This window comes from Mucilaginibacter ginsenosidivorans (genome assembly GCF_007971025.1).
Lineage (GTDB): Bacteria > Bacteroidota > Bacteroidia > Sphingobacteriales > Sphingobacteriaceae > Mucilaginibacter > Mucilaginibacter ginsenosidivorans.
In genome coordinates this window covers 1,680,043-1,696,387 of the sequence record NZ_CP042436.1, presented here as the reverse complement: position 1 = coordinate 1,696,387, position 16,345 = coordinate 1,680,043, and the positions used below count along the sequence as shown (strand labels likewise).

The following is a 16,345-nucleotide window of genomic DNA, read 5'->3' as shown; positions in this document are numbered from 1 at the left end:
CCTATGTTCGAACACGTCCTTGTCGCCGAAGACCATGAGATCGCCAACCTGTCCCTGCGAAGAACACTGGAAGGCCTGCATATCCCCTCGCCGGACCATGCCCATTACTGCGACCAGGCCCTTTCCAAAGTAAAAAAGGCCCTGCAGAACGGCCAACCGTACGACCTGCTGGTCACCGACCTTTATTTCGAAGCAGACGGCAGCGCGCAGCAATTGCCTGAGGGTGTGGAGCTGATCCGCGCTGCAAGAACCCTGCAGCCGAATCTCCGGGTACTGGTATTTTCCGCGGAAAGCAGCCCGCCCGTGATACGGTCGCTATTTGAAGAACTTAACATTGACGGCTACGTCCGCAAAGCACGCGGTGACGCGCAGGAACTGAAAACCGCCATTGCGCACCTGGCGCAAAACCGCAGACACCATCCCCGCGAACTACGGACGCAGCCGGCACAGGAAAACCTGCACGTATTTTCAGAACTGGATACGGCGATCATTCGCCTGCTGGCCAAAGGAACCGCCCAAAAAGATATCCCGGCTTTCCTTAACGCCCTTGGCCTGCATCCCTCCAGCCTGAGCAGCGTAGAAAAACGCCTCAACCTGATCAAAACCGCCATGGATTTCAAGAAAAACGAACAATTGGTCGCCTTCTGCACCGAGCTGAAGATCATCTAATATTGCCGCTACGGTTTCCCGTAAAAACAGCCGCCAATGCCCGCCTACTTTTGATCCAATAGTTGCATTATTAAGATACGATATGATGGCAGGCAGCAATCAAGATGTCGCCCGGTAAAAAGACTTTCTTTAAGACCGTAACGCTACGTCGCCAACTAAGCCTTAACGTCATGCCATTGTTTATTGATCACAGCATAGGGTTAATCGTTGTCCTTTTTAGTTTCATTTTTGTTATGAAAATCAAAGTCTTATTTTTAGTCTCAGCTACCCTCCTTTTCATCACTTCCTGTAGCAATAATACTGACACGCAAATCGGTGATAACACTTTTATTCACCGGGGCAAAATTTATAAGTTGATCGACAACGAACTCCGGGAGATCGGCGACCTGGATTCCCGGAATATAAAAAAGTTCGAGGTTTTCAAACCCAATTTACGTGATCTCGGGACAACCAATCTCGATTACGTAAAAACAGGCGCCACTACAGCCATGAAAACGCTGTACCGGGGCAACTTCCTCTATTTCAAATTTTACCTGTATGGACTGAACGACCTGCGGGATAACTATAACCGGGGCGCGTTCACCGTTTCCTTCCTGGATGAACATGACTTTCGTCTCCATTCAACCGAGATCCCGGTGTCGGACCTGGTTGGTATCGTCGGTGACGACCGGAAACCGGAATATTTCGAATTTAACGGCAAGACAGAGATGAGCACCGATATCAGCTCAGCCATTAAAAGTTACGAGGTGGAATCGAGTGTCCGGTCAACTAGCTATTGAGAAATTATTGTCGCTATAATCTTCGAGACCAAAGACCATGCCCTATGTCAGACAAATTGATCCTCACGTGCCTGCTGGCATCGGCCGTGACCTTATCTTGTGATCAAGAGGTAAAAAGTCTCCACCGGTCGTTGAAACCAAACGGACCGTTTTACTTCAAAAACGAGAAGAACTTTAAGCAAATTCACCAATCACTTTCAATATCTATAGATAATAATTACAAAACACACTACATTTATTTACAATTCACTTAATTTTAAACTGGCCCACTTATATTATCATTCATATTAGATGCACAGAAAACCTCAAAACCAGGAAAACAATAGTGTATGCTTATGGGACATGACGCGGAGAACCATCTGACAGGAACAAACCAGTGCGCATTTTTCCCGTAGATGATGCCGGTCAACAAATCTGAGGCCCATTGCTTATAATAAGCCAGACGTCTTTAAGCCCGACTCTTCATTTTACAATGTAAAAACTGTAGTAAACCCAATAGCCAGCCGGTTTTGAAGGCCATTATTCACGCGATGGACGTCAAACGGATCCTGCGCTTGGACATCGAGCCCAAACACCGGCGCCCTGATACCTGATTTGTTTTGCTTGGTTAAAAAGAAAAGCAAACCAGCGTTCGTCTCAGGTTTGCCCGCTGACATGATGCTTTTGAGGTATACTGTATAACCCAGCCTTAGTTTCGCCACAGAGGCAGAGCCTGGCGCATCCGTTGTAGTCGCTTTGGTGAGTGCGATCATCAGGGGGTAACTGTCACCTTCCTTGTAGACCCCTTCTTTAGCTGTCTTACTTTTAACAGTTTGCCGAATCACCATGGTTTCCGGATCGGTGATCGAAGAAATATCCTGGATATTTACCGTATTCAACGCACCATAGTTACTGGTCCGGGCATAACCAAAATGGGCATTAAATATCCATCTTGACTTTATCAGTGCATTATAATTCAATGCAATACTAAGCCCCTTAAAACTTTGGGAATATACCTGGCCGGCAAATGCCAAATCCTTTTTATACAAAGAATATTTATCGATCACGTAAGCAATAGTAACCCCACCCCAATCCGTGAATGCGCTTTGGTCAGCAAACAAGGAAACCTGCGTCAGCGAATAGTTAAATTTCAGTCCCGGGGAGAATTGGCCATTGTTAAGGACCGCGGCCGCGCCATCGGTCGGTTTCGCTTTTACGCTGAACTCGTGAATGCGGTAATTAGAAGGGTCAAAGCTCTTGGAGGAGACAATATAATCGAATCCCAGCGACTGATCGCCCGTATTGAGTTTGATAAGCACCGTATTGATACCCCGATCCGCTCCTGCGGTTTGAGTGTAAACAGGTGCGTTGTTTGCGATCTGATCGCCCTGCTTGTCTTCCAGCAACACCTGGCTGAAGCCGGTAAACGAACAACCGGCGAACATTATAGTCCATAAAATTTGCTTCTTCATGATCAGATCGGATAAGATTGTGTGGCATATTTTTTATCTTCTACTTTGGCATCCACCGTTTTGACCTGTTTGGTACTATTGATGAACACTTCACAGCTTAGTGTGCCGCCGGTAATGCCATGACACCCTGCAAATACTTCGAGGCTGACATCTTCGATTTGATAACCTGGTAATTTTTTGTATAAGTAGCCGTCGGGTGACGATTGCCAGCCAGTCACCTTTTGATTCTCGTCCGTGGCGTCTTCTAAATAGATTTTCCACGTAATAATTGAGCCAAAGGCGGTCACCCGAAGCTCCAAGTCGAATGTTTTCATTTTTTGGATTTTTTAAAATCAACAGATAATTTTTTGTCTAAGTTATCCGCGGATACTCATGAAAAAACGGGTAGAAACCCCCTTTTTAACAGGGCGAATTCCCACAAAAAAAAGGGTGAAAATCCGGGTACAAGTCTTCGCAGATTAATATTGACTTCACGATCCCATGACACGACTCATTGGCCGCATAGCCCTCTATGCCTGCAACGAGAAATGGCCGGCAGATCCCTACAGGTACCTGAAAAGCTCAGGAGGTATTGAAAGAAAGATCGCGGTATATTGTATAACGCCCGCAAAACTGAATACTGCATTTCCTTTAACGCAAACGCAGCCGTATCGCTGTAACAAAAAAGGGTGAAAATCCGGGTAGTCAAGTCCGTTTTTTCATAGTATCTTCATTTCTATGAGCCTCTGGTCAAAATATCTGATTTTTTTCATCGCCATGTCATGGCACTTTTCGGTTAACGGAGCAGAATCAACCGTCCTGATCTACAAAAATATTTTACCAGGGCGGACGATCAAATGTTTGTTTATTGACCGTGACGGCTATTTATGGATCGGCCATAAAGGCGGTGTTTCGAGATATGATGGCATCATCGCTTCTGCTGTACCTCTTGGCCCGGGAAATCAAGAGATCGACCACATCATACAGGATGAGCAGGGTGGGATCTGGCTGACAGGCGATAAAACCAACCTGTATTACCTGAAAGATCAACAAAAGCCGCGGCTTCTCCGGCGGAAATCAAAGAATGATCGTTTTCAATGCCTCCTTTATCATGACCACCAAGTTTACGTGACCTCGGAGTCAGGCTTATACCTGTTCGACAGCAAAAGCCTTTCCTGCAAAGGCTACCGCCACCACAATGATTTCCCCGCGATCGACGAGCAAGCCACTAATATTTTTGCCATCTCGGGTCATATCTTTGTATACAACATGCCAACAGGCGATATTTTTTCCTTCTCGCAGAGGCGGGGGTTCAGGAAGCTCAACAACATTATCAGCCGCGACCGCAAAGACGCCTTCGGTATGATCTACCAGTCGAATTCATCGGGCACAGTATTATTCGCAGAAATAAATGCGCCGGTCATAAACTACTCACGGCTGGGCGTTCTCGGGTTCAATGGCTCTGCAATTACACCGTCGTGGCGGGCTGTACTTCCAAACGACCGGTTACTGGGCACGGCTTCGGAGCCGGATGGCACTTTATGGTATGGTGGTATTAATACAATTTATTGCAGCGACGGGCGCCAATTCCCGGGGTATAATATGCGGGACCTCGCGTGTGACCGGGAAGGTAACTTATGGTTCGTCACGCGGGACCGAGGGCTTTTCATGCTGCCGTACATACCAGCCAGAAAGCGCCTGGATATACCTGGTGAACAAATTGCATCGATAGCAGTGGACCATTCCGGATTGATTGCCGGCACCAATTCCGGAAAAATATATTTGATTGATCCTGAACAGCGTAAAATTGCACTAATTTTTAATACGGACAGCGTCCGGTATCCATTAATTCATGTGCAAAGGATTTCCCATCACCGCTATCTATTCGACGGCGGACTCGCCACATTTATATATGACGATTCCCTGCGAAAGACAACAAGGGTAGGGTGGATATTTTCAGATTCACTCAAGACTGCAGGAGGGGACGGGCTGGTCCTCCATACCGACGGCCTATTCGGCCATCTGCTCAGGCCGGACAGCCCGCTGCTCTCCCAGGAAAACCTGCTCCCTGCAGAATTCAGCCACTACACCGGAAGACCCCGCCCGCCGGACTTTATCACCGGCATCTGCTATGATACAGTGAGGCATTGCTTCATTGCCGGCGTCAAAAGGAAAGTCATTGAATTTGACAAGCACAAAAGGCGGTACATCCGTTTCGGGGAGAAAGACATCGATGCATCAGCACTATGTTCCACCGGGTCAAAAGAATTCATCGCGGTTAAAGAAAAAGGCATTATCGTTCATGAAACCGGGAAGACCAGACTGGCAATAAGTGCAGACCGTTTGCCTTTGGCGGAGATCCGCGATATGAAAGTGATCGGGAGCCATATACTACTCGCGGGACCAGGTGAGCAGCTGTTGATGAATTTAAGATCAGACAAGCTCGAGGGCGAGCGGTTCGGCGAAGATATGGATATGCGGGACATCGTCGCTACAAACGATTCCGTTTACATCCTGTCACGGGAAACAATATACAGCGAACCGCTGAAGAACCTCGATGTGCAAGCCGCGTTACCATGCGCAATAACTTACGCCATCTTTAACGGCGCCGATACATTATCCGGGTCGCGGATCAGCTACAGCCATGCCCTAAGCGATGTAGAATTTGTACTGTCCTTCCCTGCACTGCGATCACCAGAGGAAACCCGTTACCAATACCGTTTTGCGGATACCCGGGGGGGCAACTGGCGTTTCCTGCGGGCGGGGCTTAACGTCGTACACTTTGCTTCTCTTGCTCCCGGGAACTACGTTTTTGAGACTCGGGCCTGGCATCCTGTATTGGGGCCAAGCAGCAATAGTGTAACCTGCAGGCTGACTATTCCCCCTGCCTGGTGGCAGACGACCTGGTTTAACGTGTTTGCCGCGATAACTATCGCTCTGCTGATCTTCCTGGCCATCCGTATTTATTACCATATGAAGCTGACGCGGCAAAGGCTGTATTTTGAAAAGGAACTGGCAGTGGAAAAAGAGCGCCAGTCGATCAGCCGGGATATTCATGACGATATCGGCCAGGCCTTGTCAGTGATCAAGCTTAACCTGGGCATGGGCGCCCCTGGCCAGCTCGAGGAAGCCAAATCCATCCTGAACGAGGTAATCGGAAACCTCCGGGATTTTACACACAACCTTTATTACGGAAAATTGCTCATGCACGACCTGGTAGAAAGTATAAAAAGGGACGCGGAACGCCTGAACTTGGCAAAAAAAATCGATGCTTCGGTGAATATCGACTGGCAGGACGGGTTCCTGGACGACCAAACCGAACTGCTCGTATACCGTATCTTCCAGGAAGCGGTCAATAATATTTTGAAGCATGCCGATGCAAAGCACATTTGGATCACGGTGAGCAGCACTTCGAAACGTTTCAGGATCGCAGTGCGCGACGATGGTTCGGGTTTTGAGCAAACAAGCGCCCATGAAGGATTAGGTATATCCAACATGCAAAAAAGAGCGGCAATGGCCGGAGGTGTGCTTTCTGTTCTTTCCGAAAAGGAGCAGGGTACAGAAATCAGCGTGGTGATACAAAAACCAAAAAAATGAAGACATCACTTGCCATAGTAGACGATCACAAACTCTTCCTGAAGAGCCTAGCCGTTCTAGTCGCAACCTTCGATGACTATGAGGTACTGTTTTGCAGCGACAACGGCAAAGATTTCACGGAAAAGGTCAATCCCAAGCGCAAGCCGGACATCGTTCTCCTAGATAACAATATGCCGGACATGAATGGCTTTGACACGGTCCTTTGGCTTAAGGCACATTACCCGGATATCCGTGTGATCATCTTATCCATGAATCATAACGAAGAGACGGTTATCAAAATGGTCAGGAACGGTATCTCGGGTTATGTTCTAAAAGATGCCGAAATCGAGGAGTTCAGGTCCGCGCTCGATACCGTACGGAGCGGCGGGCTCCATTATCCCAGATTCGTGACCAATTACCTGGTTAAACATACAGCACGGGTCGCCGAGACCTCACCGGTATCGCCGTTACGAGGCCGGGAAATTGAGTTCCTCCGGCTGGCAGCGACTGAACTGACCTACAAGGAGATCGCCGATCGGATGTGCCTGAGCGCAAAAACGATTGATGGTTATCGCGAGGACCTTTTCCGTAAGCTCGAAGTTAAAAACCGCGTGGGTCTGGCGATGTACGCGGTGCATCATCAACTTATCTGACCATTCGGGCAAAAAGACAGTCCCAACTCTCAAAAGGCAACAATCAGCGGCCGGGATAACTTTGCTCAGGTGATTCTCCTTCTCTTAATTTCTCCCGAGGGGGTTTTCACGGGCACAAAAAGGGGATTTTTCCCTGCTGGCATTTGTTTGGTTTTGAGGATTTTAGCATTGGTATTTTAATCCAGTTAAACCATGTTCCGATTTACCGGGCCATCACCAGTTGATCGTTTTGCCGATACAGGTTCAGTTGCTACAGGAGCTATCAGACTGTCCAAAAATGTCACTTCGCTCCTGGTCGGTTCCCGGCTCCCCGGGCAGGTCATCATTATCTCATTGAGTTCATTCATTAATTCAGCAAAGCCATGAAAACAATCACCAAAAATGCTGTTTCCATTATAGCAGCCCCTGTTATTTTAACCTTAGGTGTAATCGCATGCCGTCAAAACAATATTCCTCCTGCCATTAAAGGCTGCACCAACAAAGAAGCAACCAACTATAATGCAAGTGCAACGCAGGATGACGGATCCTGCTGCGTACCAACAATTGATGTTTACCGGCGTGACATCAACGTGTTCGAGTTGGGTGTACCCGTGCCGTTTGCAACCTTCAACTTTATACAGACGGATAAGACATTCGTTAGCGGCTGCAGCCAAAATCGTTACAGCACGGTATTAAAAATCCAAAATCTCACCGGTCATTATCTGACATTTAGCTATACAATAAATTTTTCTCTTAATTTGATACAATGGTCATCGGCGAACACGGTAACCCTTTCTCCGGGTCAAACGCTGGAAGTCGGTGAAATTAATCAGAATCCCGGCAGGATCGATTTCGGTGCGATAGGTATTGGCTGCTATGGCATCCTGGTCTATTAGCGGGTTGATCCCGTGCACTTGCATGCCGGTGAGGTTAGCTTTACAAATACAGCTGCTGGCACGGTAAATTCAGCCTACAACATGGTATCAGACCTGGTAAAAATCACCGTGGTTATTTTATCGAAATTTGCTTAACCCATCGCTGAAAAAAAGGGACCAGGTTCAAATATACCACGGTGGCGCAGGGAGTTCTTTACTGATATACGCGGCGATATTATTTTGCTTTTAATTAACGGTATAATAAGCGGCATAATGAGACCCGGCTGGTTAGCCATGCTGTCATGAAGGAGAATATCGAAAAGTGTATCCGGTTCGGCACAGGGATTACAAAAACCCGGATATAAACGTATAGACAAGGCGTGAGTAATGCAATTGTACAGTAAATGGACAGAAATTTATTCCTGAACAATTCACTCCCTGCCTGCGATCCGGCTGGCCAAGCGGGCCAGGTAATTGACAAAGCCCGGTAAAGCAGGGCTCTGCTTTACCGCACCCGGCCGGCCGCTCCCGTCATTTCGTCATAAATTCAAAGACCCCCGAATCCGAAGTATTCCCCTTCGCATCCCGCGTCACCACCTTCCAGTAATACGTTTTGCCCGCAGACACATCCGCCGAGGTCGCAGATGCCGTAACGGCACTTGCCACCAGGGCAGGCTGGGACGTTTCGCCAAGGTAAACATCATAGCTGACAATGTCGTTATCCACATCCGTAGCATGCCAGACCAGGTTTACCCTGCCATCGCTGACCGTAACCGCCTCGTTGACCGCCGGCGAAACAATTTCAGCTGGAAAAGGCGCATAGTCAATACCCGCAGGCCCGGAATTATAGAATTTCCATACCTCGCTTTTCGCGAGAACCGCATTCGCCGCCGACCTGGAAATAACCGACCAGGAATAAGGCATGTTCCGCTCCAGCGTCACAGCCGCCTGCGTTTCCCCCGTTGTCCGGGTTTCGGCCGAGCCGTCCGCCAGGTTTTTGATCGTCAGCTCGTAGCTGTTGCTGCCACTAAAGCCCGACCATTTCAAAGTAACCGTGCTTTCAGCAGCGGAAATGACCGAACCCTGCGTACAAAGCTCATTCTGAGCAGGCGACAGCAACGCGATTTTACCCTGCTGCGGCACAGGATTGTCCCCTTTACCCCCGCCGGCCTTGCCACAGCCCGCCAGCACGATCGCTCCCAATAAAAAAAATATCGCTTGTTTCATTTCTTAATAATTTTATAGACGGTCTCCCTCGAGTCCACCACCACGTGAATAAAATAAACACCCATATCCAGACCGGAAACATCCAGCGTGATCACGCCGGACTGGGCATGGTATTCTTTTTCGAGCTTAAGCGCACCCGTTGAAGCACTGTAGATTTTGAACGCCGCGCGCTGAGCCGGGACCTCCCCGATATTGACATACAACAAATTTTCAAACGGGTTGGGATAAGGCGCCTGGTTACCGGAGATATTGATGATCTGCTCGATCCTGCCCTGGCAAAGCTTATCGGTGGTCACCGTTAATTTATTACTACCGGCCTCGAGCGGCAGCGTAATCGTATTGTCGGCTGTCGCATAGCTTTTCCCGTTAAGCTGTATCCGGTAGGCGGCGCCACCATGCAGCGCGATCGTAACCGTATTGGCGCTCTTATCGGTCACCGCATAGGCCGAAAGGTCCGCGGGTTCCGTGATCACCAGGTCAAAACATTGCTGATAATTGGCCAGCGACGGGTCCGTTATACAAACCGTATAGGTGCCCGGGGCCAGGTTATCAAAACTGCCCGCCGCAGAAAAATCAAGGTTCCTGCTTAACCCGTTCCCGGTCAGAACCGCCGTATAAGCAGAGGCCCGCACAGCGGTAATACTGATGGATCCGTTATTTTCGCCCTTACAGGTAACACTGCCTGCGGCAACCTTAAAGTTGTCCTGTGGCGGGCTCACCGTCAAGATGCCCTTGATATAATTGAAATCGTAACTGTCCGAAGTGCCGCCGCTCACCACGATATCGTAGCTCCCGGCCGGCGAAAGCGCCGTCGCCACGCAGCCCGCCGCCGGCAGGGTGCCCAGCTTACTTTCATTGTCCCCGTTCACAAAACCTTCATAAGTAAGCGAAAAAGGCGGATTGGGCTGCCCGGACGGGCGCACCAGGTCGCCGGCCCGGACCGTGAGCGACCTTTTGCGGATGTTGATCACCTGCGCGACGCTTTTTGCCGCATTATTAAGGCCGTCCCCGGCCTGCGACACCGTCACCGTTACCGTACCCGCGGTTATGATGTGCAGCTGACCGCCCGTTATGGACACTACACCCGGTTTATCAAGCGTGTAAGCCAGGGGTATCCCATTGTTGTTACTGGTCGCGTCCAGGCCGAAGTCAGCATCCCCGTAGGTATGGGCCGGAACCGGCGGAAAACGGATCACTTCGTTGGCTTTGACCGTGACCGATGCCAGCGTGCCGGTCCCCCCCGGCGTCGTCACGGACAGTTCCCCGCTCACGCCGGTAAACACCGCCGTGATGGTGGAGTCAGCCTTAACCGTAAATGAACTGGCCGCGACACCCCCGATGGAAACCGAGGCAGCACCCGTAAAATAATTACCCGAGATCGTCACCAGGCCGCTCCCGTCAGCAGCGGCCGCAGCGGCGGTAATCACCGGCGCCCGCGCAAAGATAAAGCCCGGGAAGGTCGCCTCACCGTTCGGGGTCAGCACCGAGATACGCCCCGTTTGACCATCGCCCACGACCGCTTCGATGCTTTCCGTAGAAACGACCGTAAAAGAAGCCGCCGCCTTACCCCCGAACTTCACGGAAGTCGTGCCGTCGAAATGCTTCCCCTTGATCGTCACTTTTATCCCCGGGCCGGCCGTAAGCGGTGACACCGACGTGATCTCCGGCACTACGGCCGGGCCGTTATGATAGATCGACAGTTTACCGTTCTGTCCGTCGACCAGCAGGATATCCACCCTCCCGTCACCATCCATATCGCTTGTCGTGATATAGGCAAGGTTGTCGGAACCGACATTGCTGACCAGCGGCGCCGGGGCCGCCAGCGCGATCGTTCCGGGAACGGACTGGTTACGGGCAAAATAAACAGCGTTGTTCGAGGCAGCGACCAGGTCGATCTTCCCATCCCCGTCCATGTCGGCGGCATTCATGAAATATTGCATGGATGAATTAGAGAATGCAACCGGCACATCAAGCGAAGAAGCGCTGAGAGCGCCGGGTACAGCGATATTCCTGGAAATGATCAGCTGGTTACCCGTAAAGTTATCTTCAACGATATCGGGTTTACCATCCCCGTCAAAATCCGCCGTGATGATGCCCGAGGCGTCATAATAGGTCCCCGAATTGGTAAAATAGGTAAGCGGAAAGTCATCCGCAGACAGGTCCCCCGGAACAGAATTGTTATGGAATATCGACATGCCGCGGTAAGAGCTTGCATTGATCGGGTCCGGTTTACCGTCCCCGTCGACATCGGTGATCGCCAGTGCCATGTTGCTGCTCGAAGAAGCATTGGCCAGGTACATCTGCGGCCCGAAAGATATGGTGCCGCCCGACGTCGTATTCGGGTAATAAACCGTCTCCGCCGAACCGACGATCAGGTCCGGCCGCCCGTCACTATTCATATCCCGCAGCGCCATACCGTCGAATGTTCCATTCAGATTTTCAAAAACCTGTTGTTCAAAAGCGATATGATCCGCAGTGGAGATATTATGCAGCAATACGATACTTGGATAGGAGGTAAACATAATGTCCATCCTGCCATCACCGTCCACGTCGCCGATCGCCGGCGACGCCCCGCCCCGCTGCGTTTCAAGGACGATCTTTTGGGAGAAAGATGACCGCGAAAGCGCTGGGTCGCTGCCATACCGGAGAATAAACAAAGAATCCCCCTTCGACACCAGCAGATCGGGCTTGCCGTCCAGGTCAAAATCCTCGACCGCATACCTGCCCGGCGTCCCGTTGAACTGGAGGTCCAGGTGGTTACTGAACCCTGCCGTACCGCTGTTATTGGTCACAATAAACGGCAGGTTGGAATTGGCCGACAGTTTTTTGTCCGTGTTGAGCACCCAGACCAGCCCGTTCGCCCCGGCCGGCACGGTAACCGTCAGCTGCGTCTGGCTCGCATTGGTGACCTGCGCTCTGACCGGGCCAAAGAATACGATGTTCTTTGCCGCAACACTATTAAAGTTATCGCCATTGATCTGCAGCGACGTCCCGACAGGGCCTGAGGCCGGCGAAAAGGAACTGATGGAAGGCGGTTTCAAATACAGGAAGCCACGGATCGCAGCCGTACCACCGCTGGCCGTGACGGTTATCTTACCCGTCGCCCCGGCACCCGGCCGGGCGGTTATACTGGTTGTGGACACCACCGAAAAGGACTTTGCCGGCACCCCGCCAAACTGGACCCCCGTGACCCCCGTAAAGTTACTGCCGGTCAGGGTAACCGTTGCATTCGCACCCTCGCCGGACGAGGTAAACGAAGTAATTGCCGGCGCAGCCAAAAAAGTAAACCCCGGCAGGACAGCCGTCCCGCCCGCAGCGGTTATCGTAATATCCCCGCTTGCGCCATTTGCAGGATCGATCGTGATCTGCGTAGACGAATCGATACTGAAGTTCACCACCGAGCCGCCCAACTGCACTTGCGTGATCGCCGCAAAATTGGTACCGGTCACCACCACCGGCGTTTGTGCGTTGGCGGCCATCGGCGAGGCTGAAGTGATCGCAGGCGCCGGATACCAGGTAAAACCGTCAAGTTCCGCTAAGCCCGCGATGGTCCTGACCGAAACCTTACCCGAAGCCCCCGAACCGGCCTTAGCCTTCACCTGGCTGTCCCCGCTGCCGGTTATCGTTGCGGCCACCCCCCCGACCAGAACCACGGAAGCGCCCGTCAGGTTTGCCCCGCTGATCGTTATCTCGGTTCCCTTTCCGCCCTCGTTTGGTGTAAACGCATAAATAACGGGTGGCGGTAAAAACGTAAAACCCGGAGCGGAAGCCGATCCCGCCGGACCGGCAACACTGACATTGCCGCTGGCCCCCGTACCCGTCACAGCAGTTATTTTGGAGGATGAAACGATCGAAAAAGAGGCCGCTTCTGCATTTCCGAATTTGACCGATTGCACCCCGCTGAGATTTGTCCCGTTGATCGTGACCGTCTGTCCTGCCGCTGCCAGTACCGGGCTGAACGACTGGATGGTCGGTGACGCATAGGTAAAGCCGCTTTGGGTGGCCGTGCCGCCTGCGGTAACAACGACCACATCCCCGCTGGCGCCGTTGCCGACCGTGGCGTTCAGGGTCGTCGGGGAAACCACGCTGAAATACAACGCCGGTACGCCGCCGAACCTGACGGAGGTCACGCCAACAAAACCGGTTCCGGTGATCGTTACCATACTGCCGCTAACCTGCGAGGAGGGGGAGATCGATGTGATCGCAGGTACCGGCGCCCAGGTAAATCCGGGTCTGCTGTCGGTGCCCAGCGGCGTGGTCACCATGACATCCCCGGATACACTTTTGGCGGGTGTGGCCTGTATCGAAGTCGCCGATATGACCGTAAAAGATGCAGCGGGTACGCCGCCGAAGCTGACGGCAGTTGCCCCGGTGAAATTGTTCCCGGTGATCGTTACCGGCATTATATAGAGGTCACCCGCGTAAGCCGGGCTGAAGGACAGGATGTACGGGCCCGGATGCTGGAATCCGGCTAGCGAACCCGACCCGGACGGCGTAGTCACCGTAACGCTTCCCGACCTGCCCGCGCCCACGACAGCGCTGACCTGAGTCGCCGAAATCACCCGGAACGACGTCGCGGGCACACCGCCAAAACTAACCCCGGTCGCCCCGTTGAAATTACTTCCCTGTATGGTTACCGTCTGGCCCTTTCCTGCCTGTACAGGCAGGAAGGAACTTATGGAAGGCCCTTTATAGACAAACCCGGGCACCCCCGCGGACCCGCCGGGGGTAGTTACCATCACGGCGCCGCCGGCACCATCCGGTACGGTAGCCTCGATTTCGCCGTCCGATATCACCTTAAATGTCGCATACACACCTCCGAAAGATACCGCGGAGGTCTCGGACAGGTTACTGCCTTTTATACTGATTTTTTCCCCCGCGGCAGCTGTTTGCGGTGTGAACGAGGCAATGGCCGGCGGAGCGATCCAGGTAAAGCCCGGCAGGGTGGCCGTTCCGCCCGGTGTCACAACAACGATATCGCCCGATGCGCCCCCGATGCCAAGGGTGGCATAGATCTGGTTGGTATAATTAGCGGTCACCGTCGCCGGAACCCCTCCGATGGTGACGATAGCGCCATCCAGGTTGGTGCCATAGATCGTGATCACCGAGTTGTTCCCTCCTTTCATGGTGCTGGTGCCGGTGATCACCGGCGGGGCTTTAAAGCTGAAGGAGCTGAAAGTTGCGGTCCCGCCGGGGGTGCTGACGGTAATACCGTCCGACGAACCCGCCGCAACAACGGCGGTGATCTTCGTCGCTGAATTCACGGTAAAGGAGCCTGCGGCGGTCGTGCCGAATTTTACGGAAGTGGCGTTGCTGAAATTGCTCCCGTTGATCGTAACAGTCGCTCCCGCCCCTGCGGATGCAGGGGATACGGACGAAATAGCTGGCGGACTGATAAAAGTAAAGCCCGGAACGGTCGATTCCCCGCCCGGCCCGTAGACAAAGATGTCGCCAGAAGCGCCGTCGCCCACCACGGCGTCGATCTGCGTGGGGGAGATCACCTTAAATGAAGCATATTGCCCCCCGATCATGACCTGGACAGCGCCTTTGAACCCGGTCCCCGTGATCGTTATGGTCGCTCCTTTGCCGGCAGTCACCGGCGCAAAAGAAGTGATGACCGGCGGCGGAAAAATTGTGAACCCCGCCCGCCGCGCAGTGCCGTTAGGCGTGGTGACGGTTACCTCGCCGGAAGGGGTCCCCGTATTAATATCCGCGGTAATAGCGGTTGGGGTTACATTATAAAAAGGCTCCTGCTTGCCGCCAATGGTGACTTTGGTAACCCCCGTAAAATAGTTCCCGGTGATGGTTATCGAGCCCCCCGGATAGGCCGTATCGGGGCTGAATGAAGTGATCACCGGCGGGTCCGGCGGGATAACGACGGCCAGGCTGACCGTCGCTGAACTGATCCCCTGCGCGTTCGATGCCGTTATTTTATAGTTCGCCGGGGCAGCAAGCGCCGTCGGGGTGCCGCTGATGGTTCCGTCCGCCCCGAAGGTTAAGCCGGCCGGAAGCAGGGGAGCGATATTATAACCCAGCATGGATAGCAGGTAAAAGCCGTCCGCAGCGCAGGCGATGACATTGTCATTTTCATCAATGATGACCCGCCCCGGCAGGTTACTGTATACGGGCTGACCCGTCTTATCATAAAAGTTTGGAGAAATGGTCGTGACCACACCGCCGGCACTGATGCGGCGTAAAAGCGAGTTCCCGTCGCTAACCAGCAGGTTCCCTTTAGAGTCGACCTGCACGGCCGTCGGATTGGAAAAAGATGCCGCAGTACCGACACCGTCATCGCTACCATATTTGTCCGATCCTGCGACCGTGGTCACCACGCCATCCGGCGTGATCTTCCGGATCCGGTTGTTTTGCTGATCAGCCATAAAAATATTACCCGCGCGGTCCGTCGTTATGCCTCCCGGGTAACCGAACGAGGCATTCGCACCGGTACCGTCATCCGCCCCCGGGCTGCCCTTACCGGCCAGCAGCGAGACTGTGCCGTCGGTGGCGACCTTCATGATCTTTCCCGAAGTCTCGGCAACGTACAGCACGCCGCCCTGGCCGGCCGCTATACCGAGTGGCCCCTGTAATCCCTGCGCATAGGTGCTGACCAGGCCGCCCGGCGTGATCTTTCGTATCCTCGAATTCAGTCCATCCCGGTAGTTATTGTCCGTGACATATAAATTCCCCTGCCCGTCTTTCGTGATGCCGCCCATTTCGCCAAAGCCCGCAGCGGTGCCCTGCCCGTCCATGTAGCCATAGCTGGAACCGCCGGCGAAAAGGTCATAAGTGCCGTCCGGCTTAATATGGTAAATGGCCCCATACTGGATACCGTAAATATCTCCCGAAGGTAAACGTACAAAGTACTGGATGGCCAGGCTGTTGCTGTTGACCGGTGTCAGGAGGCTGACCTGGGGAAACAACTGTCCGGGAACCGCTCCGCCGGCATTACTCACCTTAAGGGGCGTCATGGGCTTAGCGATAAAGATCTTAGGCGGTACGGGATAGGATATATCCGGGGCCTGGGCCCGCACAGCGAACGGCATGAGCAGCCCAAAAAAAATAGTATAAATTAAGGATTTTGACATCTAGACAATGGACAAGGTTGGTTAATGGACTTTTGCCAGCGAGCAGCTAAGCTTTAAGGTTATTCAGCATGT

General features: G+C 52.5%; 11 protein-coding genes. 6 read left to right on the top strand and 5 right to left on the bottom strand.

Features of this window, described 5'->3' with window-relative positions; genetic code table 11:
* The first annotated feature begins 3 nt into the window (after positions 1 to 3).
* Positions 4 to 669, top strand: coding sequence for a response regulator (locus tag FRZ54_RS07820; protein ID WP_147031075.1), 666 nt, complete (start codon positions 4 to 6; stop codon positions 667 to 669).
* Between the two features lie 233 nt (positions 670 to 902).
* On the top strand, positions 903 to 1,448 hold the full coding sequence (locus FRZ54_RS07815) for a hypothetical protein (protein ID WP_147031074.1): 546 nt from the start codon (positions 903 to 905) through the stop codon (positions 1,446 to 1,448).
* 467 nt (positions 1,449 to 1,915) lie between these two features.
* Here the strand turns inward: FRZ54_RS07815 and FRZ54_RS07810 are convergent, their stop codons facing one another.
* A complete protein-coding gene (locus tag FRZ54_RS07810) occupies positions 1,916 to 2,899 on the bottom strand; it encodes a hypothetical protein (RefSeq protein ID WP_147031073.1) in 984 nt (327 codons plus the stop codon).
* A 2-nt stretch (positions 2,900 to 2,901) separates the two neighbouring features.
* The gene (locus FRZ54_RS07805) at positions 2,902 to 3,213 is read right to left on the bottom strand and encodes a hypothetical protein (protein ID WP_147031072.1); all 312 of its coding nucleotides are present in this window, start codon (positions 3,211 to 3,213) and stop codon (positions 2,902 to 2,904) included.
* A 166-nt stretch (positions 3,214 to 3,379) separates the two neighbouring features.
* Between FRZ54_RS07805 and FRZ54_RS07800 the strand changes: the two genes are divergently transcribed.
* The 3 genes from FRZ54_RS07800 to FRZ54_RS07790 all read left to right on the top strand — a co-directional run bounded on the left by FRZ54_RS07800 (position 3,380) and on the right by FRZ54_RS07790 (position 7,107).
* Positions 3,380 to 3,571 carry a hypothetical protein gene (locus tag FRZ54_RS07800; RefSeq protein WP_147031071.1) on the top strand — a complete coding sequence of 64 codons (192 nt, stop codon included), beginning with the start codon at positions 3,380 to 3,382 and terminating at the stop codon, positions 3,569 to 3,571.
* 84 nt (positions 3,572 to 3,655) lie between these two features.
* On the top strand, positions 3,656 to 6,475 hold the full coding sequence (locus FRZ54_RS07795; protein WP_187359786.1) for a sensor histidine kinase: 2,820 nt from the start codon (positions 3,656 to 3,658) through the stop codon (positions 6,473 to 6,475).
* Complete coding sequence (locus FRZ54_RS07790; RefSeq protein WP_147031069.1) at positions 6,472 to 7,107, top strand: response regulator; 636 nt, start codon at positions 6,472 to 6,474, stop codon at positions 7,105 to 7,107. Before FRZ54_RS07795 ends, FRZ54_RS07790 begins: the two co-directional genes overlap by 4 nt.
* 185 nt (positions 7,108 to 7,292) lie before the next feature.
* On the opposite strand, the gene FRZ54_RS24390 is transcribed toward FRZ54_RS07790, so the two are convergent.
* Positions 7,293 to 7,454 carry a hypothetical protein gene (locus FRZ54_RS24390; protein WP_187359785.1) on the bottom strand — a complete coding sequence of 54 codons (162 nt, stop codon included), beginning with the start codon at positions 7,452 to 7,454 and terminating at the stop codon, positions 7,293 to 7,295.
* Between the two features lie 15 nt (positions 7,455 to 7,469).
* On the opposite strand from FRZ54_RS24390, the gene FRZ54_RS07785 reads away from it, so the two are divergent.
* Positions 7,470 to 7,982 carry a hypothetical protein gene (locus tag FRZ54_RS07785; RefSeq protein WP_147031068.1) on the top strand — a complete coding sequence of 171 codons (513 nt, stop codon included), beginning with the start codon at positions 7,470 to 7,472 and terminating at the stop codon, positions 7,980 to 7,982.
* 510 nt (positions 7,983 to 8,492) lie between these two features.
* Here FRZ54_RS07785 and FRZ54_RS07780 read toward each other — a convergent pair.
* Positions 8,493 to 9,188, bottom strand: a complete 696-nt coding sequence (locus FRZ54_RS07780; RefSeq protein WP_147031067.1) for a hypothetical protein — start codon at positions 9,186 to 9,188, stop codon at positions 8,493 to 8,495.
* A complete protein-coding gene (locus tag FRZ54_RS07775) occupies positions 9,185 to 16,273 on the bottom strand; it encodes an IPT/TIG domain-containing protein (protein ID WP_147031066.1) in 7,089 nt (2,362 codons plus the stop codon). Before FRZ54_RS07775 ends, FRZ54_RS07780 begins: the two co-directional genes overlap by 4 nt.
* Positions 16,274 to 16,345 lie beyond the last annotated feature (72 nt).